This is a genomic window from Nitrospirota bacterium (assembly GCA_016235245.1).
Classification (GTDB): domain Bacteria; phylum Nitrospirota; class Thermodesulfovibrionia; order Thermodesulfovibrionales; family UBA6898; genus UBA6898.
Genome location: JACRLO010000004.1, coordinates 144,987 through 166,671 on the forward strand (window position 1 = coordinate 144,987; position 21,685 = coordinate 166,671).

Here is a 21,685-nt window from a genome sequence, read left to right on the forward strand (position 1 = left end):
AATTAATGGCGCGTAAATGCCGATAGATTACCTATGGAGCTGAATTCCGCGCATGTCCCTTAGATTGCTGTCCCGCTTTGTCACGATCGGACTGAAACTGCTTGTAGCCATAGCTGCTACAGAGCTGCTTATTATGCTTGTATTCAATGTCATGCATATTGAAACCATGCTGTCTCCCCTTCTGATAATGCTGGCAGACACCCTGCTTTTGAGCATTGCAGCCTCTGTCATGATTTTTGTCTGGGTTGTAAGGCCGATGCGGTCTGCCGAGGAGTTCATGTCCGTGGAGGAGAAACTCCGGGAATCCGAGAGCCAGTACCGGCTCCTGTTTGATAACAATCCCAGTCCGGTCTGGCTGTATGATGAGGAGACGCTTGCTTTTCTTGCCGTAAACAGGGCAGCAACCGCTCATTACGGGTATTCAGAGAGCGACTTCCTGCAGATGACGATCAGGGACATCAGACCGCCCGAGGATATTTCCCTGCTGATGGAGCACTTTGAAGAATATCCGGAGGGGACGAGGGCTGTTCTGGTGAGGCACCGGAAAAAAAGCGGTGATATCATGGATGTCCAGATCACCTCCCAGCCCATGATCTTTAAGGACAGGAAGGCCAGGATCGTTGTGGTTCAGGATGTCACGGAAAGACTGAGCCATCTGAAACTGATCGAAAAAAGTGAAGCGCGCTACCGCCTGCTGTTTGAAAGCTCAAAAGATGCTATATACATAACGCAGAGAGAGGGACCGTTTCTTGATATGAACCGCGCAACGCTCGATCTGTTCGGGTATTCGAAAGAAGAGATGGTCGGTATGGATATCCGCAGAGTCTATGCAAACCCTGAAGCCCGCGATCGTTTTCAGACAGAGATAGAGAAGAACGGATTTCTCAGGGACTATGAAATCTGCTTTAAAAACCGGGAGGGACGCGAGCTCGACTGTCTTCTTACGTCCACACTTATCATTGACGAACAGGACAATATCCTGGGCTATCAGGGCATTATACGCGATATTACGGACCGCAAGAAGATGGAGGCCCAGCTGTACCAGGCAAAGCAGGATTGGGAAGAGACGTTCAACACCATCACGGACATGATCACGGTGCATGACAGGGATTTTCATATTATCCGGGCGAACAAGGCTGCTGAACAGATACTCGGCCTGCCGTTTCTGGAAATGACTAAGGTCAAATGCTATGAGTATTACCACGGCACCGGCTGTCCGCCTGAGGGCTGCCCCAGCTGCCAGGTCCTGAAGACGGCGGTGGCATCAACCGCTGAGGTATTCGAGCCCCACCTCAACCGGTTTATCGAAATACGGGCTATACCCCGTCTGGACAAAGATAACGAGCTTGCAGGACTTATTCACGTTGTCAGGGATATCTCGGAACAAAAAAAACTTGCCGAACAGCTCCGGCAGTCGCAGAAGATGGAGGCAGTGGGCCAGCTTGCGGGTGGCATAGCGCACGACTTCAACAATATCCTCACGGCGATAACAGGCTATGGGTACCTCTGCCATATGAAGATGGACCAGACTGACCCCCTGCGGACGAACGTGGAGCAGATTCTTGAGGCAGCAGAAAGAGCTGCGACACTTACCCACAGTCTGCTTGCCTTCAGCCGGAAGCAGGTGATCAGTTTGAAGCTGATCAATCTGAACGACCTTGTAATGAGGTTCGAAAAACTTCTCCGCAGGCTGGTCCCGGAAGACATCGATTTTAATACGGTCTGCTCGGCAGAGAATATCATGGTGATGGCAGATTCAGGCCAGATCGAGCAGGTCCTGATGAACCTGGTCGCAAATGCCCGCGATGCCATGCCGGACTCGGGGAAACTGGTGATTACGACCAGTCTGGCTGACGTTGATGATCAATTCATGAAATTGGACGGACACGGCAAGCCGGGCACCTATGCCCTTGTAACCGTTTCAGATACCGGTATTGGTATGGATGAAGAAACGCAGCGGAAGATCTTTGAGCCTTTTTTTACCACCAAAGCGCAGGGCAAGGGCACCGGCCTCGGCCTTGCCATGGTCTACGGTATTGTGAAACAGCATGAGGGGTATATTCTGGTCAGGAGCCGGCCGGGGTCAGGAACGACCTTCAGTATTTATCTGCCTATATTGCGCCCTCATGACAGATCTGGACCGGAAGAGACCAGCAGAGGGGCTGTTTCGGTCAAGGGCGGTTCCGAGACGATACTGATCGCCGAAGATGATCCTGCCTTAAGAAAACTCGAGAAGACGGTCTTGACCCAGTTCGGCTACACGGTTATCGAAGCGGTTGATGGGGAGGATGCTGTCTTGAAATTTGTTGAAAACAGGGATAGTATCAGGCTGCTGATCCTTGATGTGATCATGCCCAGGAAAAATGGCAAAGAGGTTTATGATGATATAGGGATACTCAGTCCCGGCATGAAAGTCTTATTCATGAGCGGCTATGCCTCAGACATCATCGGGCCAAAGGGGCTTCCTGTTGAAGGACTCAATTTCATTAATAAACCTATCTCCCCGCGGGATCTCCTCGAAAAAGTGCGCTGGCTCCTCGATACCTGAGGCGGAGTGTTACTGTGCGGTGAGCTGGTTTCGGATCTTTTGCTGTTCCTGCTGTTTTTTGAGCTTTTCGGTATTGTACGTCTTTAGCTGGTTGAACATCTCCGCCTCGCCGAGAATGCCCAGCTGGACAAGCGCCTCTCCGAAGAAAAGATAGGTATCTTCCTGCTCGATAACGAGCTCACGCACCTGGGCGTCTGTGAGAAACCCAAGCTCAGTCGCCACTTCACCGAACTTTTGGAGCGTTTCTTCCTGTATGATCAGTATCCTCTGAATCTGGTCGTCCGTGAGCATGCCCCGGCTTTTGGCAAAGACCCCGATCTTCTGGTTATGCCTGAGCTGCAGTGAACGCGCCTGGATGACCTGCTCCATATTTATAAGCCCCTGGCTGCAGAGATACTGGCCAAACAGGAAGAAACGGGAGCGCTGCGGCTTTGTCCGCGTTTCCTGCATCTTGTTGTAATAATCACAGATTAGGCAGCTCTCGTACTCTTGTGCATCGCTGCCCTGAACCTCTCCGGTGCACATGGTGCCTGCAACGGTCCAGCATTCAGTAGGCTTAAACGTTGCTGCAGGACATACACCGAGCTCGTCTGCCCTGTCACCTCCGGGCTGCCTGCCGCATTTTTTGTATTCCCAGCACTTCAGGTAATCCAAGTTTTTCCTGTCCTCCGAAAACTGAGCTGTCTTAGTGGATCTCTTATCCCTTCAATCATACCTGAACTTCTCTGTTTGTCAGCAGCAGCTGCGTCTTTTACCTGACAGGGCATGATTGCTTCCTGCCGGGCTATCATGCCTGTTACACAGCACAAAAATCTACCGCACAGTGCTCCTGCAATTATAAATCCTTGTCGTCATCTTTTATGCGTTCAGGCTTGAATGGCCTCTGTCGCTTAATTCGGGATTCGCTGGCGCCGGGGGTATCCTTTTTCCTGGAGAAGCCTCCGGGTGTTTCGCTTCCGGAACCTCCCCTGACCGTAAGGATCTTAATTTTACTGATCGAGCCGGTTGAATCATAATTAATAGTATAGTTTCTTTCTTGTACCAGTGTAAAAATCCTGGTTATGCCCCTGTCAATATCCATATCGCGAAATTTAACGTTTATTCCCTATCCAGGACTATGCAGCAATAACGGGTTGTACCCAGAAAATCAGCTGACGGATTGTGCCCCCTGGGGCTACCGGCCTTTCCATTTCCTTTTCCTGAGTTTTCCTTCGAGGTCGTCTATGAACTGTCGTGCCGTCCGTCCCGAGAAACTGCCGTGGGAGATGGACCACTGCATTGCCAGTCTCCGTAGTTCGTCGCGGTCAACGCTGAACTTTCTGATCCGGGCATAGTTTTTTATAATGTCAAAATAGATATCGAAATCAAAATACTGAAAGCCTAAACGGAGGCCGAAACGGTCAGATAGGGAGATTTTTTCCTCAACTGCCTCCTCAGGATGCAGTTCTCCCTTCGGATCACGCTGGTTCTCTCCAATCGTTTCCGGCATGAGATGGCGGCGGTTTGAGGTTGCATAGATGAGCATGTTTTGAGGCCTTGTCTCGATACCACCTTCAAGTACGGTCTTGATATGCCGATAGGACTTTTCGTCCTTATCAAAGGTCAGGTCATCACAGAAGACAATAAAATATTCTTTTCGTTTCCGAACAATATCAGCAATATCGAGGATATGGGCAAGGCTGTCTCTCGGCATCTCGATCATCCTGAGGCCTCTGCTTTCATATGCATTGAGGAGCGCCTTGACGATCGACGATTTTCCGGTTCCGCGCGGCCCATACAAAAGCGCGTTATTGCAGGGCAGTCCTTCGAGGAACTGTTCGGTATTTCCTCTGAGTTCATCGATAAGTTCCCCGATACCGATGATCTCGTCAAAGGTAACGGGATCCGGCTCAGAAATGCCTTTAAAGACAAACTGGTCATTCTGCGATGAGCACTTAAATGCAATAAACTTTTCCATGACCGTTGCGTCAAAAGAGGGGGAAAGAGAATCGGCAATGCGTTGAAGGCTTTTGTTCAGAAGAGCGAGCTGCTTTAGCATTTCATCCATGTAACAGTTTAATACAGGACATTTGGCCAGGGCAAGATGGGCAGCTAAGCTCTGCATGCAGTCCTACGCACGGCAACTATATATTGCCGGAGTCAGGAGGGGCGCAACGGTGACTCCAACACGTATAAGCGTATCCTTTCTGTCAGTTTTTAGAGGTTTATTCAGCCATAACTTAATTAATTCTCAGATCTGCCGATAAGTACACTTAAGAAGGCATGTATCATGAAGATTCCACTCAGACAATTCCTTTTGTTCAAGCGCATTATGCTGTTAGCAGTCCCTGTGCTTATACTCCTGACAGCTGCCCTCTATTTTCTTCTTCCCCTCCGGTCCTCTGTAACCGCTAAACATAAGGTCGAGCCTCAGAATAAGACGGCCTCCAATATCATACCGCAGGAAAAACCGGCGCCACCTCTTGCAAAAGTCCGGGTAATCAAGCCTGTCCGCGTGGCTGATGAGCCCTTCAAAGGGTACTATCCGATCCCGGAGGCCGACAGGGCAGGAGATGAAGACCAGGACAGGAGCGTTTCCCTGAACAATGAAAAGAGAAATGATGAAGCTCCCTGTGAGGAACTTTCATTACCTGCAGGCGGAGGAGGGAAGGCGATTAAGGAGCCTCCGGAGTCTGATAAGAAAGCGGCTGCAATGAAGAGTAAGAGCGCTGACCATGGCGATCAGTCAGGCAAAAGGCAGTCAGTACACGAGCCGGCAGGACCTCCCGATAGCAAGAGCGCCGAAGAGGCAGAAGTTCTTAAGTCGCTTGATAACAGGGCAATAGAGGCCGGAATACCTGAGGCAGCACGAAAAAAGTTACTGCAGTCGTATAAGGACCTCAGCAAGGTATTACCAAAAGACGAGGCTCAGAAGATGATCTTATGGAAGATCGCACATGAATATACCCAGTGAAGGCGCAGTATGGCCGACGGACTAATCTCAGGACCCGGCTATTACAATTTTTTCCCCTGTTGTTGTTAAGAAACCGTCTCTCACCAGACCGTCCAGTATCTGGTCGAAGGCCTCAGGGACATTGCCGAGCTTTTTTTTCAGCGCCTCCCTGGTCATACCTTGGCTATGGAGCAGGGACTTCAGGATCATGCCGCGAACCTGGCGCTTTGAGCCCTCGAACGTTGACTGTTTTACATAGTGGGCGCTCCTGCGGTTCGGGTTCGCCACCTCGTTCTTCAATTTCACTCCATAGTCCATCAGTGCATAATACCACTCCCTCGGGTTTGTCCTGTCCAGGGTTTTTTCGAGAAACGGCATGATCTCCTCGTCCCTGATGTCCTCACCGTCTGCAAAGAAGAAATGGATATACACCCGCCTGATATTGGTTTCGATGAAAAGAGTCGGTCTGTTTGTTACGAATGTATGAATGGCTGCTGAGGAATACCTGCCAATGCCCGGCAGCTTGATCAGTTCCTCAGGATCACACGGAAGGTTACCCTTATAATCCTGCATAACGATCTCTGCCAGTTTTTTCAGGGCGATCGCCCGCCTGTTGTATCCCATGCCTTGCCAGATCTTCAGGACCTCAGAAAGCCTGGCCTGTGCCAGTGTTGAGAAATCAGGGAAGGCCCTTACGAACTCCTGATATTTGATGAGTACACGTGCTACCTGCGTCTGCTGGAGCATGACTTCTGATATTAGTATGCGATAGGGGTTCTTTGTCCTGCGCCAGGGCATGGGGCGCTGATGTTCATGGTAATGCTTATAAATAAGCTTTCGGAAGCTTCTGATTGTCTGTGCGGTCAATCCCCTTGTCCGTATGCCTTCAATACATCTCTTTTCATCTGACATGATTTACAATAAAGCGATGAAAATGAAAAAGCAAACACCGGTAAAGGTTGTTGCTGCTGTAATCGAAGAGGACGGAAAGGTGCTGATCGCGAAACGGCGGAAGGGTGATATGCTCGCCGGCAAATGGGAGTTTCCGGGAGGCAAGATCGATCCGGGCGAGACCGCAGAAGAGGCACTGAAAAGAGAGCTCCATGAGGAACTGGGCATCGAAGCCGAGGTCTCGGACTTTATCTGCTCAAGCCGCTACGACTATGAACATCTGTCTGTCGAACTGCTTGCGTACCGTGTGAAGTATATCTCGGGAGATATTACTCCGCATGTGCATGATGAGGTAAAATGGGTCCTTCCTGATGACCTTTGTACCTACGATTTTCCTGCAGCGAATGTCGAGATCGTCAGGCGTCTTTCCTCCTGCCATGATCTATGATTTTGATCATAGACGCCTAAACGCAGAATCTTCAGAATAATAGCATGAAGATACTTACAGCATTGATCCTGACCGCCTCCCTATTTTTCTGCATGGTCTCCCTGCCTGAGGCAGCCTGCAACGAGTGCCACAGCAAGAACCTGAAGATGCGGAAGATGCACGAGGCGCTTGGCTACAAAGATTGCTTTAAATGTCATGGGTTTGGCCAGGTGAAGAAGGCCCCGGAAGAGCGAGCAGCCCAGATGATCTCAGATTCGCTCTGTATCGACTGCCACAAGAAGTAGTTACCTCTTTGAGAGCCCTTCCCAGAGTGAACCCTTGATGCCGTGCTCCCTGAGCTTCTTCTGAAGACGCGGATGAAAATTGATCTCGTACCCCGGCATGATCCAGTTCTTTTTCTTTGAGACTGCCTCAGCCACCGCATCGTAGTCGGTCAATTTTCTCGAGTGATAGAAGACAGGCTCAAGTCCTATTCCAGAGATGCCGAGTTCCTTGCCTGCATATTCAGCCAGAATTGTTCCGGGGAATATCCTGATCCCTGCCATGATAACCGCAGCATCCGGCCCGATCTCCTCAAGCCGCGCAAGGGTCATATTGACCGTTTCATCAGTGTCCCCCGGAGATCCGGCAAAGATGAAATGGCAGAATTTCAGGCCGCTCTTTTTACATATCTCCGATGCCTCCCTGACCTTGCTGAAGGTGAAACTTTTGCCCATGTTTCCGAGCATCTCATCAACAAGGGAGTCGGTGCCGAACTCAACTGCGGTGCAGCCTGCCCTGACCATGGCATCAGCGAGCTCTTCTGTCATGTGCGCAGGATTTGCATAACACGACCACTGAATACTGAGGCCGCGTCTGATGATCTCGTCGCAGACCGCTTTTGCATGAGAAACAGGGTAGTTGAATATGCTGTCAACGATGAAGAAATGTCTTGCTGCTGTTGCCGCAATAAGCTGCTCTATCTCATCGGCAACAGACTGTGGGCTGCGCATCCTGACCGTGCTGCCTTCTACCTGCGGATAGGTGCAGTAGATGCATTTGAAGGGACAGCCCCTTTTAGTCTGGATATTGAGCATGCCTCCAAGGCGGTAGTAGGAACTGCTGTCGAAGAGTTCCCGGTCAGGCATCACCTGATCAAGATCTGTGAGGCGCTTTGGCGACTTAATGATCATATTCCCTTCATCGCCGAGTTTATTCAGCAATTCCGGGAATGCCTTCTCCCCTTCGCCGACGATCCCGAAGTCTGCCCCCAACGCTTGCATGAACGCCTCAGGCATAATCGTAAAGCCTGAACCGCCCAATACGATGGGAGCCTGTGAATACGCTCTGAGAGAGTCAATCGTGGTATTATATTCCTGCAGATACGAGTGCTGCTTCGGGTAACAGACGTCGTCTATATTTCTAAGCGACATGCCGATCACATCAGGCTGAAAGTCGCAGAGCGCTTTATGAATATCATTGTCCATATCCCCGGAAAAACAGAGGTCGATTATCCTGACGCTGTGTTTATGCCTTTTGAGGGCAGATGCAATGTAGGAGAGACCGAGAGGGAATACCGGGTCAGGCAGATGCTCACGGTTCGGTGAGACGAGAAGGACTTTCATTACAGGCCCCTGAATATCCTGAGTATCGAGCTGAGCTTGATTCCTTTGCCGCGGAAACCGCTCATGATTCCGGCCGCAATCTTGCGGGGTGAAAGATAAAATGACAGATAGGCCTTTTTGAGCAAAGCCTCAAGTTCCTTCTGTCCGAGATGGTCGGTGCGCACTACGGAATGCAGACAGTCATAAAGGTCCCAATCATAGGTAATGATCCGCTCCTTTACTTCGTCAAAGAGCTTTGTGCCGGGATACGGTGTGAGGATCGTGAACTGCACAGCCTGGGGATCGATCTCTCTTGCGTACCGGACGGTATCCATCACCATTTCCCGCGTCTCGTCAATATTGCCGATGATAAAGCTCGCATGGACGGAGATGTTATACTTTCTCAGGAGTTCTGTTACCTCCCCTGCCATCGTGTCAGTAATGTTTTTATGGTACTGGTCGAGCGTGCCCTGGTTTTGTGACTCAAAGCCAATGAAAATATACTTGCATCCTGCCTCAGCCATCCTTGCAATCATCGCCTCGTTGTTCAGGAGCGTGTCAGCGCGGGAAAAGCACCACCAGTAGATGTCGATTTTTCTGCGCATGATCTCATCACAGATTGCGATGACTCTATTGGGGTCAAGGGTAAAGTTGTCGTCAAGGAACGCTATGCCGTTGAAGTCATGGTTCGCAACAACGTCTTCTATCTCATCGACGATCTTCAGAGGGCTCCTCGATCGCCACTTCCTGCCGCTAAACTCCGTAGAGCAGCAAAAGGAGCAGCCAAAGGGGCAGCCCCTGCTGGTGAGGATCGATGTCATTTTCCGCTTGCCCATTTCGAGGTGGCGGTACGCACCCATGTTCAACAGATCACGGGCCGGGACAAGATCGTCGATATTGTCAATGAACCCCCTGCTTGGAGTCCTCTGAATATTACCATCCCTCAGATAGCTGATGCCCCGGACGGAATAGACCTGTTCGGTTCCGACTGTGTTTGCCAGTTCGAGCATGGTCTGTTCGCCTTCTTCACGCACAACAAAATCACAAAACCCTGTTCTGAGCGTATCCTCATCCCGGTAACTGACATGGGGGCCTCCCATTACTACCGTACAGCCAGCATTTTTTGCATCTTTGGCCAGCATCAGGCCGCTTTTATATCTGCTTGTATCTGCAGAAATGCCGACAATGTCAAAGGCAGTATAATCGACACTTTCGTCAGTGACATTGAAGTCGGCGATCTTCACCTCATGCCCGCTGTCCCTGAGTAAGGACGCAATATAGGCGATACCCAGGGGCGGAAGAATGAACCCGACCTTGCGGTACGTATCTTCCCTGAAGGGATACGCGAGGAGGACTTTCACGTCCTGAATTTCCTGGCGATCTTGAGCGTAAGAAAATATGATACGGAACTGACCGCGAGACCGAGCACAATGCCCCCGATCACGGTCGGTATAACATAGGTCCTCAGTATTGCCAGATCGGTCGTGAACTGTATCTTCAACAGTGCGCCGCTCAGCATCAGACTGCCGATCTGGGCACTGATAAAGAGGATAAAGGGAAACGATATTGGGTTTGATATCTGGGTGCCGAGAAAGACGATCATGATGTTCAGCCGCAGAAGGTGTGCAAGGCCGATCGCCACCACCGTATGGAGTCCCACAAGGGGCAGGATGCCGACAAAATTTCCAAGCGCAATGGCAAAGGCGATCCTGGATGGCGAGAGCCCCTTTTTCATGAAGCGCGTAATCGTCTCTTTATATTTTTTAAGCATCAGTGTGACAACTCCTGCCGGGCCTCATGTCTCTTTCTTCAGAACCATCGAAGCAGCAGTTCCGCCTGTGGAAAATGTGGTGATGAGCGCAGAATCCGCATGGACTGTTCTTGCCTTGCCGATCACCAGGTCAATCCCGCATCCGTCAAGCGGGTTTTTCAGTCCGGCTATCGCCGGTACGATTGCACTTTTGAGACAGAGCGCAGTTGAGGCAATCCGCAAAATACCGTCTGCCGGGAAATAGCCGTTATATGACCGTAAGGCAGTCACCGGGACGGTATGATCGAAGAGATCAGCTATCGATGCCGCTTCGAGATGATCAAGGTCAGGCGTCGAATTTGCGCATGCCGAAATAAATCCCGGTGTCCGGAGGCCTGAGTTTTTCAGAGCAGTCTGAATCGCTTTTTTCATCGACTCGCGGGTTTTGTCATACGAACTGATCAGTGTCGGATACGACGTTATCTCTGCTGCGGCAATAGTGCAGTAGATTCCTGCACCTCTTCTGGCGGCATCCTCTTTCCGCTCAAGGATAATTGTTGCTGCGCCTTCGCCAAGTACAAAGCCGCTTCTCTTGCGGTCAAAAGGCGTCATTTTGTTTGACAGTACATTGAAGCCTGAATAGCCGACAAGTTCAACTTCGCTCAGCTCGTCTGCGCCCGAGACGATTACCATATCTGTCAACCCGTCATGCAAGAGCCCGCAGGCATAAGAGACTGCAAGCTCAGAGGATATGTCAGCATGGCTGAAGGTAATGTTCTGCCCGCGCGTGCCAAAATGCATCGAGATATGTGCTGCCGCGATATTCTGCACGGTCTCCGGAAAAAGGATAGGGTTTGTTCCCTCAGGCCCTTCCCTGAGAAGCCCTTCATAGAACTTGTCAGTACTGCCGGTGCTTGCAAGCCCTGTTCCAAAGGCAATAGCGACGTCGTAACAATTGTGGTCACGGATCCCGACGCCTGCATCATTCATTGCCTCGATCGCAGAGGCAAGACCGAACTGGGAGAAGCGTGACATGCGGCGGGCCTTCATGACAGGGATATAATCCTTTGCCCTGAAGTCTTGTACTTCCCCTACGGTCGTAATCCCTGCATAAGGGAGTCCCAAATTGGTCGATTCTGCGACGCCTGTTGTCGTATCCATGAAGGACCTGATCAGGTTCTCTCTGCCGATACCGGCAGGGCATATGATGCCGATGCCCGTGATTGCGATCATGTCGGCCTCTTCAGGATAAGGGCTGTGTTGTTGCCGCCGAATGCCACCGAGGTAGAGAGCACTACCGAGACATCGTTCTTTTCCCGCGGTTCAGGGACATAGTCAAGATCGCATTCAGGGTCAGGGTTCTGGTAATGCACGGTCGGTGGGATTATGCCCCGGACAAAGGGCAGTATCGCTGCTGCCGCCTCCTTTGCGCCAGCTGCACCGAGGCAGTGCCCTATCATCGATTTTGTCGAGCTGACAGGAATTATGCTGGCATGCTCCCGGAAGGCAAGTTTGATGGCGTTCGTCTCTGCAAGATCGTTTGCCGGCGTGCCTGTACCGTGGGCATTGATATAGCCTATCGCCGAAGCTTCAACGCCGGACGACCTGAATGCCAGACGGATTGCATGGGCAATGCCCGTTCCGTCAGGCGAGGGGGCAGTCACATGATAGGCATCGCAGGAGAGGCCGTACCCCGCTATCTCTGCATAGGCCTTTTTGCCTCTTTTTGCTGCATGCTCTGCTGTTTCGACGATATATATAGCGGCGCCTTCGCCGAGTGATATGCCTTTCCGTTCCCTGTCAAAGGGCCTGCAGGCCACTTCGTCAACCGCACGCAGAGAGTTGAATCCTGCAAAGGTCGTCTCCGCCAGGGACTCGCTTCCTCCGGTGATCACAAAGTCTGCGATTCCCTTTCTGACAATCTCGCCCGCAATGCCGATTGCCGTGCTGCTTGACGAACAGGCAGTTGAGATCGTGGAGCGGAAGCCGCAGGCGCCGGTGAGAAGACCGATATAGTCGGTAAAAGAAGAAGCAGTGAAGTATTCGAGCAGGCTGGATTTAGGCTTCCTGCCATGGTAGATCCTTCTCCGGAACTCTTCGCCCTGCAGCAGTCCCCCTGAACCGCTTCCGATCACAACAGCAAGCCGGGCTCTGTCCATGGTCTGAAGATCAAGGCCCGAATCCTGAACTGCTTCTCTTAATGCGACCGTGCCGAGCATATTACAGCGCGAAAGCCTTCGGGACTCCTTGCGGTCAAAGTGGTCGTCAGGGATAAAGCCCTTAACCTGGGCGCCAAGCTTGCCCCTGAAGCCCGAGGTGTCAAAGAGCGTTATCTCGCCAATACCGCATCTGCCGACGCTTAAGGCATCCCAGTATGCTTCTCTGCCGATGGCGATAGAGGAAACAATTCCTATGCCGGTGATGACCGGGGTCCTCACCTGAGAGATCTTTCCCTCACAACGACTCCCTTGTCCGGCAGAAAAATAAAACTGTTCTCCTGAATTTCAGGGTTTAGTTTGACATCTCTGAATGTGATCGTCGTGGGTTCGTTGTTCTGATCATACAGTTTCGCCATGCGCGGAAATGGTGACTCATCAGAGACCTCCATCTCTATCTGACTGATCGGGCCTTTCACCTTCGGCGAGAATCTGAGAAAGGTGATTGTCTTTTCTTTCCTTGCAGTGATCGTATAATCGCGGGACATGCTCAGCACATCAAACTGCATGAGCGATCCATACTGGCTCAGGCCGGTCAATTTATCTGCCTCCTTGAGGTCAGGATAATAGATCCAGATATCCTTTCCGTTGAAGATGACCTGCAGATTAACGCTCCCCCGATATTCCCACCTGATCCTGTCAGGCTGCTTATAGAGGAAGCGGCCGTCGGTCCTGATCGGCTTTGTGAGGAGCCGGGTTTTTTTCTCCTGTATAAAGTTAGCGCTCACGGTCCTTATCTTTGCCTGCTTTGCCTTGAGATCGTCAAGGATGTCGGCAGAGGATAGTGAAGTGAAGACAAGGATGAAGAGCGAAACGAAGAAAAGTCTCTTCATCCTTCCATCCTTCCCCATTTGCCGCAGGTATCGCCCCAGCGGGCAATCACTGCATCGCAGTCATTAATCTGCATCACGCCGCAGGCATTCGGGCAGTCAGCGCAGTAGAAGCTCGAGGTCGAAAGCTGCTTCTCTGAGAGTGACCAGCCCCTGAACTTTGTCTGTTTTGTATTTCTGCTCAGGAGGGCTGCGCCGATAGCGCCCATGATCGGATAATAGTGAGGCACGATAAACTCTTTTCCGAGTTCGCGCTCAAAAGAAGCCTTTATGCCCGGGTTTGCCGCAACCCCGCCCTGGAAGATGACCGGATCGCGGATCTCCTTGCCGCGGGACAGGTTGTTCAGATAGTTCCTGACCAGTGCATCGCAGAGGCCTGCAACAATGTCTTCCAGGTTGTGTCCCATCTGTTGTTTATGGATCATGTCGGATTCTGCAAAGACCGTGCACCTTCCTGCGATCCTGGCAGGGGAAGAGGCTGCGAGGGCATAATTGCCGAGTTCTTCGATCGCCATGCCGAGGCGTGTTGCCTGATGTTCGAGGAATGAGCCGGTGCCTGCAGCACAGACCGTGTTCATCGAGAAATCGACCACAACGCCGTTTCTGATCAGGATCAGTTTTGAATCCTGCCCGCCGATCTCGACAATGGTCCTTACATTTGGAATGAGATGGATCGCAGAAACTGCGTGGGCAGTGATCTCATTTTTTACCTGGTCAGCACCGACAATATAGTCAGCCAGTTTCCTTCCGCTTCCTGTTGTGCCTACACCACGTATCTCAATATCGCCCTTATCCTTTCTCAAGACAGAGAAGGCTGACTGTATGGCCTTAATGGGCTGGCCCAAGGTCTTGTTATATGAATTCCAGAGGACATTGCCATGCCGGTCGATCAGCACGACCTTTGTGGTAACAGAGCCTACATCAATGCCGAGATACGCTTCCATCTCTTCTCCTTTCGAGCAGGTCAACAAACGCTTCAAGTCTTGTTATTATATTCGCCTCGGATACATGCTCGTCAAATGTCATTGAGAGCACAGGATACTCCTTGTCCCTGCTTATCCGGTTGATGACTGCTGACGCAACAAGCTCAGGCATGCAGGTAAACGGCATGATATGAAGCACGCCGTCAACGCCTTTTTTCTGAAAGAGGATGGTCTTACCGACTGTTTCTATGCTCTCGCCGCCTGAGGGAAAATTAAGATATCCCCTGGCCAGTTTTGTGGCATACTTTGTCTGGTTCCTCCTGAACGGCTTATATCTAAACCGGTCATTGAGCCAGTCGCTCAGCCAGACCCCCCGCTTCACCTCGACCCGCAGTTCACCCAATTTCTTTTCGATCTCAAGGTTGGCAAACGGCTCGATCACCACAAATATCTCACCCAACACGCCGATGGTTACGGGCTTGAAACTCCTGTCGATCTTAATGGCATAATACATCTTTTTGACTTGGGGCATGGTCCTGAAGAGCTTTGTGTACGAGTCTGCCAGGTCTATCATCTCAATGGCCTGTTTCAGCACCAGGTCTGTCTCTCCCCTGTTAACTTCGCGCGGCTTGTAATAGTGATACAGGGCTGTTGCTCTGTCCAGAGCTGCCATGCGCATCAAAATGAGGAAGAAGACGCTGTACCCGTCATATTTATTCTTGATCTGGCTGATGTCCCGGATCGTATCGATCATATCTGAGAGCCGGTCAGGATTGTCTGTTGTGGACATGGTGAATTTGTAACCTTGTTCCCTCAGGATCTGTTCCTATATGATGCCGTAGTATCCGAAGCGGCAGGGGCCGTACCCGCCCGGCATGAGGATCGCGTCTGCCCCATTGTCGAGCGCCTCCATCATGTTGCCGAGGTTGATCTTGAACGGCAGGCAGGCGAACTCCGGTGAATATTTGACGCCGAGGTTAAGGGTCCTGATCGTGGCCTTTGGCGGGGGCTGCATGTCAACGCCGTGCTGCCTCAACACCCGCGTGTATGCAACAGAAAGAAGACCCATATGCGGGACCGTGAGCTTCATGCGGTCACCTTTGCGATCATGTCTATGAATGCCTCGATCCTTGTCTGGATGCCGACGTCTGATGCGTGTTCATCAATACTGAGCGTCATATACGGCTTGTTTCTCTGGTTCAGTCTCTTTCTGATAAGGTCGCCGGTGAACGAGTCAGGGCCGCAGGTAGAACTGCAGACATTGATTACGCCGTCTATGCGGTCATCCTTGAATAAGAGATGGGCAGCGGTCACCACTTCCTTGCCCATGTCCCAGTACACCCACTTTGGGATCACTGCCATGGCCTCGCGGATATCCGGTTCTTCAGGTTTGATATAAATGGGGTTTGCATTAAGATCTCTGATGTAGTTAAAGAGGTTCTTCGAAAGATGGCGGTCAAAAAGCAGATAAGGCCTGCCGACGATACCGATATTCATCTTCCGGTGAGATGACAGGATGCCCACACCCTCAGAAAGCAGACGATCAGACAGCCTGCTTTGTTCTCCCGGGATCTCAACGCCGGAGTTCATGTGCTTTTGGAACAGGGCATTGACTGCTGCATGCGGACGGAAAATTGCCTTTGCAATGGACTTTGTAAACTCCCCGACTGCCTGATCGCCAAATTGTTTGACGTGGAACATGGGGGCAATAATTCCGGGCAGGTTCGTGAAGCAGGCTCTGACAACATAGGGCAGGCCGATCATCTTCGGGCACATGAAACTTTCCTTTTACACACTCACATACCGTGGGATGAAAAGAAGGTCAACGTTGTCTTTCAGCAGAGCAACATGACCCAGAAATGTCTTTACCGGCAGGCAGAAGTCCCCGATTGCATGTCTGAGCCCCTCCTTGAGAATGTCTGCATGTGTTTCAGGTGATGTGATGACCTCGCAGCCGAGTTCACTGAAAAAAAGCTTCCAGGACTCGGCATAACTGTAGTACAGCAGGCCTCTGGGGATTCCGATTCTTGGGTTTTTCATATATAAGAAGCGCATATAAGTCAGTGAAAAATAACTGCTTTTTAGGGTTTAATTTTAGATTATTTCGGCCTTTTTCTGCAAAGAAAGAGCCCCCTGAAAATAGTTCTTATGTTTTAGCCGGGAATGTGTTAATCTTAATATGTGTTTAAACCCCCTAAAACCGGTCATCGCAGGTGGATTGTGATATGAATGAAATACATGAAATTATAGAAATGGGCAAGAGGCTCGACGGAAAATATCTAAAACTCTTGTATACAAAAACATCCTCAAGAGAAAACCTGCCGAGCTCGTTACGATCGTCAAGCAGCTTAAAAACATACAAGCTGAGCTTGTCGAATTTCTGAGGCGGCTCAGAAAGAAAAAGGTGTCTCAGGGAGAGGCAGTATCCCAGACAGTCCTGAATGAGTTTTGGCTTATTTCTGACATATTTATCGAGATCTTCTATCTCTATGGGCAGAGTCTTGAGGAGCGCACCCTGAGTATGGTCGATGACTGCCGGATGAATCTGGCAACCATGGCCAAGACTCTGAGGCCCTATCTCAAGCTGAATCCCCTGTATTCGGCCCTGATGAAGTCCATGGGTGAGATCAACGAAACTCATGACTTTCTTGTGCACTACCACGGGAAGAAAAGAAAGACTGCAGTCTGAGGGAGCTGCATCATGGATGCAAAGCTCAACATATCCGGCCTGTTTACGTCAGAAAAAGAACTCTCAGAAACGATCCGTAAGCGCCGGATCTGCTACGACATCGAACCCTACTACAATACGACAAAGCAGGGACAGATGCTCCAGATCGGCTTTCAGATCAATATATACGGCACCTTTCCCCCTGCTGATGAAGATGCCTCTCCGGACGACCGGGAGTTTCCCCGGGTGCTGCGCGATGTCAGAAATATTGCCGAGGCGTTATCGAACACCTGTAATCCCCTGCATATGTGCGATGCAACGATTGAAGATTCCAACTCCATTACCTATTCCCCGGACCGGAAGATGCGGCCTGATGTTACCGTCCACATACCGGTCTTTGACCAGCAGCATTTTGGCCATCCTGTTAATAAGCAAATTGAGGATACGGTTTATCTTGCAGGCAGTATTCTTGAGGCTGCCGGAGTACAAAAGAAGAAATGGGAATAGCGATTTAAGAAACCGGTTTTATTGCCCTGATGTAGGCTGAAACGACCATCTTTTCGACCCCTTCACCGAACTTCCAGCTCTTGATGATATCGTCGCTGTTCTGCTTGTCCGTGATAAGGATATCCTGAAAACCGGCTTTGGCGAGAATCATTTTCAGTTCCTCCACGGGAACCGATCCGGTTATTCAACCGCTGTACGCATGTTCGTGCTCAAGGATCTCCCTGCTGAACTCGGTCTTCTTGAGGATGTCGGAAATGGCAATTCTGCCCCCTGGTTTAAGAACTCTGAACGCCTCGCTGAAAACAGTCTGTTTGTCTGGAGAAAGGTTGATGACACAGTTCGAAATGATCACGTCAACTGAATTTTCGTCCAGGGGCAGATGTTCGATCTCGCCCTGTCTGAACTCAATATTCTTTGCGTTTAACTTTGTTGCATTTGCAGCTGCTTTTGTAACCATATCCGGCGTCATGTCAACGCCGATCACTCGGCCGGTCTTACCGACCTTCATGGAGCAGAGGATGGCATCAAAGCCTGCCCCGCTGCCCAGGTCAAGGACTATCTCTCCATCCCTGAGATCAGCGATAGCCTGGGGATTGCCGCAGCCCAGTCCGAGGTTCGCCTCTCCAAGACCGATCTTCAGCTCTTCATCCGAATATCCGAGTCTCCTGCCCGCTTCCAGCAGACTGACAGAGTCTGATCCAGGGGCGCAGCAGCTCGAAGGTGCGAGAAACGAGAGATTGCCTTTGGCCACGTCAGAATAGCTGTTGACTACGATCTGCTTGAGCTTTGCCTTTTCGTTGTCCATAATATAATGAATATACCATGAAAAAAGCATCAAGTACCCATGAAAAGTGTAAGCGGCTCCTTTTTCTCGGTGACTCATTAATTGAATATTTCGACTGGTCTGAGCGTTTTCCTGAATATGAAGTCTACAACCTCGGTATGGCTGGAGAGACGGTCAGCGGGCTTGCTGCAAGACTCGGGCATATTATCCGGACGGTGAAGAATCCTGATAGAGTATTCATTATGTCAGGCATCAACAGCCTGGCAATGGGGGAGGGGGGCATCGCCGATACATACCGGGACATCGTGCATACCCTTCATCAGGCATTTCCTGCAGCCGTGATCTACATAGAAAGTCTTCTGCCGGTGAGTTTCCCTTTCATCGATAATGCGGATATCCGCCAGATGAACGGGAGACTTCGCCATATTGCCCAAGAAGAAGGGGTTCATTATCTTGATTTGCATACACTCTTTACTGATCAGAATAAACGGCCCATAGAGCGCTATCTCCTGGACGACGGAGTTCATGTAAGCGACGAGGGCTATGGGGTCTGGGCGGGCGAGATAGCAAGGCTGCTCAGTTCTTAAAGTTCAGTCCATTCTGCAGTCTTTATCTGCATAGATCATTTTAGATCCCTGGTTGTGCCGGGCGCTCATGCGCAGGGTATCCGGCAGGGAGTTGATGATCGATATCTGCACTTCAGGACGCCGCCGGTACCCGAACCGCTCCAGTTTTTCGAGGGTCACCTGCCCGTCGTTCTCCTCGTTTAGGTAGACCATGGCAGCTGTGCAGGCATTCTTGAGTTCAGCCCTTGCCATATTATCGTAGGCCATCTGCATCGCCTCTTCCGGGCTCTGCGGAAAGCCGGGAGGCAAATTCTGGCCCGGAAGCAAGGGCATTATCATGGGGGGATTCATCTGTTCTGTTACCAGTTCCTGCTTTTTTTTGAGTGCAGATACCACAAGTGAAATGGAAATGATCAGGCTTATGCAGAAGACGCCGCCGATTCCAACATACACGGCTGTGGGCGTTACCCCGCCCTCGCGCGTCATGACATAGCCGATCTGAGCTGGTGTGGTGGCCCGTTTGATTGCGGTGACTGAATCTCGTACGTGCCTGAAATAGATATAATACGCGGTCAGGCCCATTGCAATGCAGGTCAGGATGTTGATGCCGGGTATGAAGCTCAGCACCAATACCCCAATAGCATGCAGGTAAAGTTTCCTGTAGAGCAGCCAGAAGAAAGGAAGAAAAAATGCGGGCCAGTGCCAGGTTGGCACAAAGGAAGATGGGCCTTTGATGCCGAACTTCTTGAAATTGTCCATGTATTTGACAACGTTCGGCCCAATAAAAAGATCGAGATATTCTTCATCGCTCATAAGCGATGTCTCTTTCTGGTCCTGGTCCTTACCGGATTCTGCTTCTATGGCTGCTACTGTCTTTGCCGGTTTCTTCAGGTTTGCAGCCGCAAGAACGAAGAGGCCTTCCTCGTCGAGAGCGCTACCGAGCGCGGATGCCCAGAAGGTATCATCACGCTTTACCATCCCCGGGCCGCTGCCCTTGAGGAAATCGGATGTGCTGCTGTCAACGATTAATGACGGATTGGCTTTGACGAGATCTGTAACGAATTGTCTGAGCGCTGCATAGATGTCATCTTCTTCTCTGCCGAGAATGCCGGTAAAGTCAATGGCATCGGCATCGACAGTAAGTGGTTTTTTTTGAGTCCTGCTGAAGACCATTACCCTTGTCTTGGGCTTGATGCCTGAAGGAATATGGTATACCGAGACGAGAAGGATGTCGCTGAACGGTATGTTTTCGCAGCCATAACGGTTGAAGTTAAGTCCTCCCTCTGTTTTATTCAGTGCTCTGCAGTGAAGCGGTGAGTATTGAAGCGATACAGCCTTCTGGGGAGGAGAAATGACCCTTGGCCCGGGAGCTTCTTCTGTCCGATTTCCGGCATGCGTAGTAAATCCCGGAGCAGACTCCTTCGTAATGGCATGCTCAGGTGTCACGGGCGTAATTGCCGGAGAAGATGAAAGCTCAGGTTTTGCGGCAGAACTATTTGATGGTCTTCCGGTTTCTGTCTGCACCACCTGTTTTATAAAACAGACAGCCCCTGCTTTTTCGAAAAGGGCCTTGAACTTTTCAGCAGTTTCAATGTCTGTGGTGGTCTTGACAATGACTGGTTTTCCGATAAAAAAGCGATCAATGGAGTCTGCAGAGAGGCTAAACGCTACAGCAAGCTGCTTTTTTGTTTCCGCAAGCTGATGACCAGAGAGCGTTTCGCCGCTTAATAAGACTTTATAAGTAGGCTCTGCCATGGCTGTCTACGTTGCGCAACATCTCGGTATCTCCTGAAAAGAGTGGAGTGCTAATTATTATTAAGCTGATTTTATCATAATACTCATGTGTCCGGGAAATGAAATATGTAAGAAGTTAATATTAGTATTGCTTCTCTAAAAACCATCGGATATAATCGTTGCATGCGAAGACGACAGGTCGGGCGTTTCTTACGGAAACAATGCATGGATGCTCTTGTTCATTCCGATCGGGTATTTCGATGAATTGGGAGAAAAAGATTGGAGGCCTTGTTGAGCACATCAAAGGTTTTGTTCTTGCAGCGTTTCTTATCATTGCTATTCTCGCGATAGTTCTTGCCTATCGATATTACGAATATCGCCAGGAAGATCCTAATTTCTGTGTTTCGTGTCACCTCATGAAGGAAGCGTATAAGGAGTGGCAGAAAGGGAAGCACCGGGATATTATCTGCCAGCAATGCCACCATGTCAGTATGGTAGAGCAGAACCAGCTTCTCGTAGCTTTTGTTATGAAGCAGGATGGACAGGCCTTCTCCCAATCGCATGGAAGAGAAAAACCCTGGCGTGAGTGCCGAAAGTGCCATATGGACAATGTCGCGCAGGGGTCTTTGAGTTTGCAGAAATCATACGGCCATGCAAAGCATGTATTTATGCAGAGCATCGAATGCAAAGTCTGCCATAAAGGCACGCTCCATAATTTCAAGCCGAATGAGAGTGCCTGCAGCGGCTGCCATAAGGACAAAGGTGTTCACGGCATAGGGATGGAGGCCTTCTCATGCCTCAAGTGCCACTCATACTCTGAAAAAACCGCTTCAATGATACCGAAAGACAGATGTATCAAATGCCATCCCTCAGTTTCCGTCAAGGGCCCGATGTCCGGTATTCTCTGCCATCAGTGCCATAAACCTCACGGGAAAATCATGCCGACTCTGGCATTATGTACAACTGAATGCCACAGCAACGAATCTACGGTTGGACAGCACGGGCTGCATATGAAGAAAGGGCTTAACTGCCTTGACTGTCATAAGGCGCATACATGGGTAGTGGGAGAAAGCAGAGCACAGAAACTATGCAGCAGATGTCATCCCTACAAGAATCCCCGACTTTTCATCTATTAGAGCATACATAGAGTTCCAACCTTTGCAGTTTTGCAAAAGGGATGGACGTATTTGCAGAACTGCAAACAAATCTTCGAAAAGAATCCTTTAAAAACGCAGTGTTTCATGTTGGCATGAAGCCTGCATATATACAGGCAAGATCAACAAGCAGGAGGATACGAAGATGAAA

The 21,685-nt window shown here is 50.4% G+C and carries 25 protein-coding genes; 8 read left to right on the forward strand and 17 right to left on the reverse strand.

The genetic code is table 11. The annotated features are described in order from the left end of the window. Positions 1–52: 52 nt before the first annotated feature. Positions 53–2,548, forward strand: coding sequence for a PAS domain S-box protein (locus HZB31_02090; GenBank protein ID MBI5846740.1), 2,496 nt, complete (start codon positions 53–55; stop codon positions 2,546–2,548). A gap of 9 nt (positions 2,549–2,557) precedes the next feature. On the opposite strand, the gene HZB31_02095 is transcribed toward HZB31_02090, so the two are convergent. The 3 genes from HZB31_02095 to HZB31_02105 all read right to left on the reverse strand — a co-directional run bounded on the left by HZB31_02095 (position 2,558) and on the right by HZB31_02105 (position 4,505). Further along, a complete protein-coding gene (locus HZB31_02095) occupies positions 2,558–3,202 on the reverse strand; it encodes a hypothetical protein (GenBank protein ID MBI5846741.1) in 645 nt (214 codons plus the stop codon). 181 nt (positions 3,203–3,383) lie between these two features. Further along, positions 3,384–3,629: a hypothetical protein gene (locus HZB31_02100; protein ID MBI5846742.1), complete on the reverse strand. Its 246-nt coding sequence runs from the start codon at positions 3,627–3,629 to the stop codon at positions 3,384–3,386. A gap of 93 nt (positions 3,630–3,722) precedes the next feature. Then, on the reverse strand, positions 3,723–4,505 hold the full coding sequence (locus HZB31_02105) for an ATP-binding protein (GenBank protein ID MBI5846743.1): 783 nt from the start codon (positions 4,503–4,505) through the stop codon (positions 3,723–3,725). A gap of 312 nt (positions 4,506–4,817) precedes the next feature. Between HZB31_02105 and HZB31_02110 the strand changes: the two genes are divergently transcribed. Further along, positions 4,818–5,501, forward strand: coding sequence for a hypothetical protein (locus tag HZB31_02110; GenBank protein ID MBI5846744.1), 684 nt, complete (start codon positions 4,818–4,820; stop codon positions 5,499–5,501). Between the two features lie 27 nt (positions 5,502–5,528). On the opposite strand, the gene HZB31_02115 is transcribed toward HZB31_02110, so the two are convergent. After that, complete coding sequence (locus tag HZB31_02115; GenBank protein MBI5846745.1) at positions 5,529–6,392, reverse strand: A/G-specific adenine glycosylase; 864 nt, start codon at positions 6,390–6,392, stop codon at positions 5,529–5,531. A 22-nt stretch (positions 6,393–6,414) separates the two neighbouring features. Between HZB31_02115 and mutT the strand changes: the two genes are divergently transcribed. Together mutT and HZB31_02125 are read left to right on the forward strand one after the other, a co-directional pair. Beyond that, positions 6,415–6,819, forward strand: a complete 405-nt coding sequence (gene mutT, locus HZB31_02120) for an 8-oxo-dGTP diphosphatase MutT (GenBank protein ID MBI5846746.1) — start codon at positions 6,415–6,417, stop codon at positions 6,817–6,819. A 44-nt stretch (positions 6,820–6,863) separates the two neighbouring features. Continuing rightward, positions 6,864–7,103, forward strand: coding sequence for a hypothetical protein (locus HZB31_02125; protein ID MBI5846747.1), 240 nt, complete (start codon positions 6,864–6,866; stop codon positions 7,101–7,103). Here HZB31_02125 and HZB31_02130 read toward each other — a convergent pair whose 3' ends face one another. From HZB31_02130 to HZB31_02180, 11 genes are read right to left on the reverse strand one after another with little or no spacing between them, the layout of a single operon-like run. Then, positions 7,104–8,423 carry a cobalamin B12-binding domain-containing protein gene (locus HZB31_02130; GenBank protein MBI5846748.1) on the reverse strand — a complete coding sequence of 440 codons (1,320 nt, stop codon included), beginning with the start codon at positions 8,421–8,423 and terminating at the stop codon, positions 7,104–7,106. Next, positions 8,423–9,763, reverse strand: coding sequence for a cobalamin B12-binding domain-containing protein (locus HZB31_02135; GenBank protein ID MBI5846749.1), 1,341 nt, complete (start codon positions 9,761–9,763; stop codon positions 8,423–8,425). The genes HZB31_02130 and HZB31_02135 overlap by 1 nt, the downstream gene beginning before the upstream one ends. Beyond that, complete coding sequence (locus HZB31_02140) at positions 9,760–10,173, reverse strand: DUF2062 domain-containing protein (GenBank protein MBI5846750.1); 414 nt, start codon at positions 10,171–10,173, stop codon at positions 9,760–9,762. Before HZB31_02140 ends, HZB31_02135 begins: the two co-directional genes overlap by 4 nt. A gap of 24 nt (positions 10,174–10,197) precedes the next feature. Then, positions 10,198–11,385 carry a hypothetical protein gene (locus HZB31_02145; GenBank protein ID MBI5846751.1) on the reverse strand — a complete coding sequence of 396 codons (1,188 nt, stop codon included), beginning with the start codon at positions 11,383–11,385 and terminating at the stop codon, positions 10,198–10,200. Beyond that, entirely contained in the window at positions 11,382–12,590 is a 1,209-nt protein-coding gene (locus tag HZB31_02150; protein MBI5846752.1) for a beta-ketoacyl-[acyl-carrier-protein] synthase family protein, read from the reverse strand. The genes HZB31_02145 and HZB31_02150 overlap by 4 nt, the downstream gene beginning before the upstream one ends. Beyond that, positions 12,587–13,201 (reverse strand): outer membrane lipoprotein carrier protein LolA, encoded by a 615-nt coding sequence (locus HZB31_02155; protein MBI5846753.1) that lies wholly within the window; start codon positions 13,199–13,201, stop codon positions 12,587–12,589. Before HZB31_02155 ends, HZB31_02150 begins: the two co-directional genes overlap by 4 nt. After that, entirely contained in the window at positions 13,198–14,142 is a 945-nt protein-coding gene (locus HZB31_02160; protein ID MBI5846754.1) for a 2-hydroxyglutaryl-CoA dehydratase, read from the reverse strand. The genes HZB31_02155 and HZB31_02160 overlap by 4 nt, the downstream gene beginning before the upstream one ends. Further along, positions 14,120–14,911 carry a hypothetical protein gene (locus HZB31_02165; protein MBI5846755.1) on the reverse strand — a complete coding sequence of 264 codons (792 nt, stop codon included), beginning with the start codon at positions 14,909–14,911 and terminating at the stop codon, positions 14,120–14,122. Before HZB31_02165 ends, HZB31_02160 begins: the two co-directional genes overlap by 23 nt. Before the next feature lie 36 nt (positions 14,912–14,947). Beyond that, entirely contained in the window at positions 14,948–15,211 is a 264-nt protein-coding gene (locus HZB31_02170; GenBank protein ID MBI5846756.1) for a hypothetical protein, read from the reverse strand. Beyond that, a complete protein-coding gene (locus tag HZB31_02175; protein ID MBI5846757.1) occupies positions 15,208–15,897 on the reverse strand; it encodes a 2-hydroxyacyl-CoA dehydratase in 690 nt (229 codons plus the stop codon). The genes HZB31_02170 and HZB31_02175 overlap by 4 nt, the downstream gene beginning before the upstream one ends. A gap of 12 nt (positions 15,898–15,909) precedes the next feature. Continuing rightward, entirely contained in the window at positions 15,910–16,161 is a 252-nt protein-coding gene (locus HZB31_02180) for a hypothetical protein (GenBank protein MBI5846758.1), read from the reverse strand. Between the two features lie 364 nt (positions 16,162–16,525). On the opposite strand from HZB31_02180, the gene HZB31_02185 reads away from it, so the two are divergent. Then, entirely contained in the window at positions 16,526–16,810 is a 285-nt protein-coding gene (locus HZB31_02185; GenBank protein ID MBI5846759.1) for a hypothetical protein, read from the forward strand. Positions 16,811–16,822: 12 nt separating this feature from the next. Next, positions 16,823–17,296, forward strand: coding sequence for a hypothetical protein (locus HZB31_02190; GenBank protein ID MBI5846760.1), 474 nt, complete (start codon positions 16,823–16,825; stop codon positions 17,294–17,296). Positions 17,297–17,300: 4 nt separating this feature from the next. Here HZB31_02190 and arsM read toward each other — a convergent pair whose 3' ends face one another. Further along, the gene (gene arsM / locus HZB31_02195; protein ID MBI5846761.1) at positions 17,301–18,101 is read right to left on the reverse strand and encodes an arsenite methyltransferase; all 801 of its coding nucleotides are present in this window, start codon (positions 18,099–18,101) and stop codon (positions 17,301–17,303) included. 17 nt (positions 18,102–18,118) lie between these two features. On the opposite strand from arsM, the gene HZB31_02200 reads away from it, so the two are divergent. Then, positions 18,119–18,667: a GDSL family lipase gene (locus HZB31_02200; GenBank protein ID MBI5846762.1), complete on the forward strand. Its 549-nt coding sequence runs from the start codon at positions 18,119–18,121 to the stop codon at positions 18,665–18,667. Positions 18,668–18,670: 3 nt separating this feature from the next. Here the strand turns inward: HZB31_02200 and HZB31_02205 are convergent, their stop codons facing one another. Beyond that, positions 18,671–20,401, reverse strand: coding sequence for a DUF2628 domain-containing protein (locus HZB31_02205; protein ID MBI5846763.1), 1,731 nt, complete (start codon positions 20,399–20,401; stop codon positions 18,671–18,673). 239 nt (positions 20,402–20,640) lie between these two features. Here HZB31_02205 and HZB31_02210 point away from each other — a divergent pair, with 239 nt between their 5' ends. After that, positions 20,641–21,516, forward strand: coding sequence for a NapC/NirT family cytochrome c (locus HZB31_02210; GenBank protein ID MBI5846764.1), 876 nt, complete (start codon positions 20,641–20,643; stop codon positions 21,514–21,516). Positions 21,517–21,685: the final 169 nt, after the last annotated feature.

Excerpts from the sequence above, each read along its gene's own strand:
- HZB31_02105 (MBI5846743.1), bottom strand. The coding sequence starts at position 4,505 with ATGGAAAAGTTTATTGCATTTAAGTGCTCATCGCAGAATGACCAGTTT.
- HZB31_02180 (MBI5846758.1), bottom strand. The coding sequence starts at position 16,161 with ATGAAAAACCCAAGAATCGGAATCCCCAGAGGCCTGCTGTACTACAGT.
- HZB31_02200 (MBI5846762.1), top strand. The coding sequence starts at position 18,119 with ATGAAAAAAGCATCAAGTACCCATGAAAAGTGTAAGCGGCTCCTTTTT.
- HZB31_02090 (MBI5846740.1), top strand. The coding sequence starts at position 53 with ATGTCCCTTAGATTGCTGTCCCGCTTTGTCACGATCGGACTGAAACTG.
- HZB31_02210 (MBI5846764.1), top strand. The coding sequence starts at position 20,641 with ATGAATTGGGAGAAAAAGATTGGAGGCCTTGTTGAGCACATCAAAGGT.
- HZB31_02110 (MBI5846744.1), top strand. The coding sequence starts at position 4,818 with ATGAAGATTCCACTCAGACAATTCCTTTTGTTCAAGCGCATTATGCTG.
- mutT (MBI5846746.1), top strand. The coding sequence starts at position 6,415 with ATGAAAAAGCAAACACCGGTAAAGGTTGTTGCTGCTGTAATCGAAGAG.
- HZB31_02140 (MBI5846750.1), bottom strand. The coding sequence starts at position 10,173 with ATGCTTAAAAAATATAAAGAGACGATTACGCGCTTCATGAAAAAGGGG.
- HZB31_02130 (MBI5846748.1), bottom strand. The coding sequence starts at position 8,423 with ATGAAAGTCCTTCTCGTCTCACCGAACCGTGAGCATCTGCCTGACCCG.
- HZB31_02125 (MBI5846747.1), top strand. The coding sequence starts at position 6,864 with ATGAAGATACTTACAGCATTGATCCTGACCGCCTCCCTATTTTTCTGC.
- HZB31_02100 (MBI5846742.1), bottom strand. The coding sequence starts at position 3,629 with ATGGATATTGACAGGGGCATAACCAGGATTTTTACACTGGTACAAGAA.
- HZB31_02190 (MBI5846760.1), top strand. The coding sequence starts at position 16,823 with ATGGATGCAAAGCTCAACATATCCGGCCTGTTTACGTCAGAAAAAGAA.
- HZB31_02205 (MBI5846763.1), bottom strand. The coding sequence starts at position 20,401 with ATGGCAGAGCCTACTTATAAAGTCTTATTAAGCGGCGAAACGCTCTCT.
- HZB31_02175 (MBI5846757.1), bottom strand. The coding sequence starts at position 15,897 with ATGTGCCCGAAGATGATCGGCCTGCCCTATGTTGTCAGAGCCTGCTTC.
- HZB31_02165 (MBI5846755.1), bottom strand. The coding sequence starts at position 14,911 with ATGTCCACAACAGACAATCCTGACCGGCTCTCAGATATGATCGATACG.
- HZB31_02155 (MBI5846753.1), bottom strand. The coding sequence starts at position 13,201 with ATGAAGAGACTTTTCTTCGTTTCGCTCTTCATCCTTGTCTTCACTTCA.
- HZB31_02115 (MBI5846745.1), bottom strand. The coding sequence starts at position 6,392 with ATGTCAGATGAAAAGAGATGTATTGAAGGCATACGGACAAGGGGATTG.
- HZB31_02145 (MBI5846751.1), bottom strand. The coding sequence starts at position 11,385 with ATGATCGCAATCACGGGCATCGGCATCATATGCCCTGCCGGTATCGGC.
- HZB31_02170 (MBI5846756.1), bottom strand. The coding sequence starts at position 15,211 with ATGAAGCTCACGGTCCCGCATATGGGTCTTCTTTCTGTTGCATACACG.
- HZB31_02160 (MBI5846754.1), bottom strand. The coding sequence starts at position 14,142 with ATGGAAGCGTATCTCGGCATTGATGTAGGCTCTGTTACCACAAAGGTC.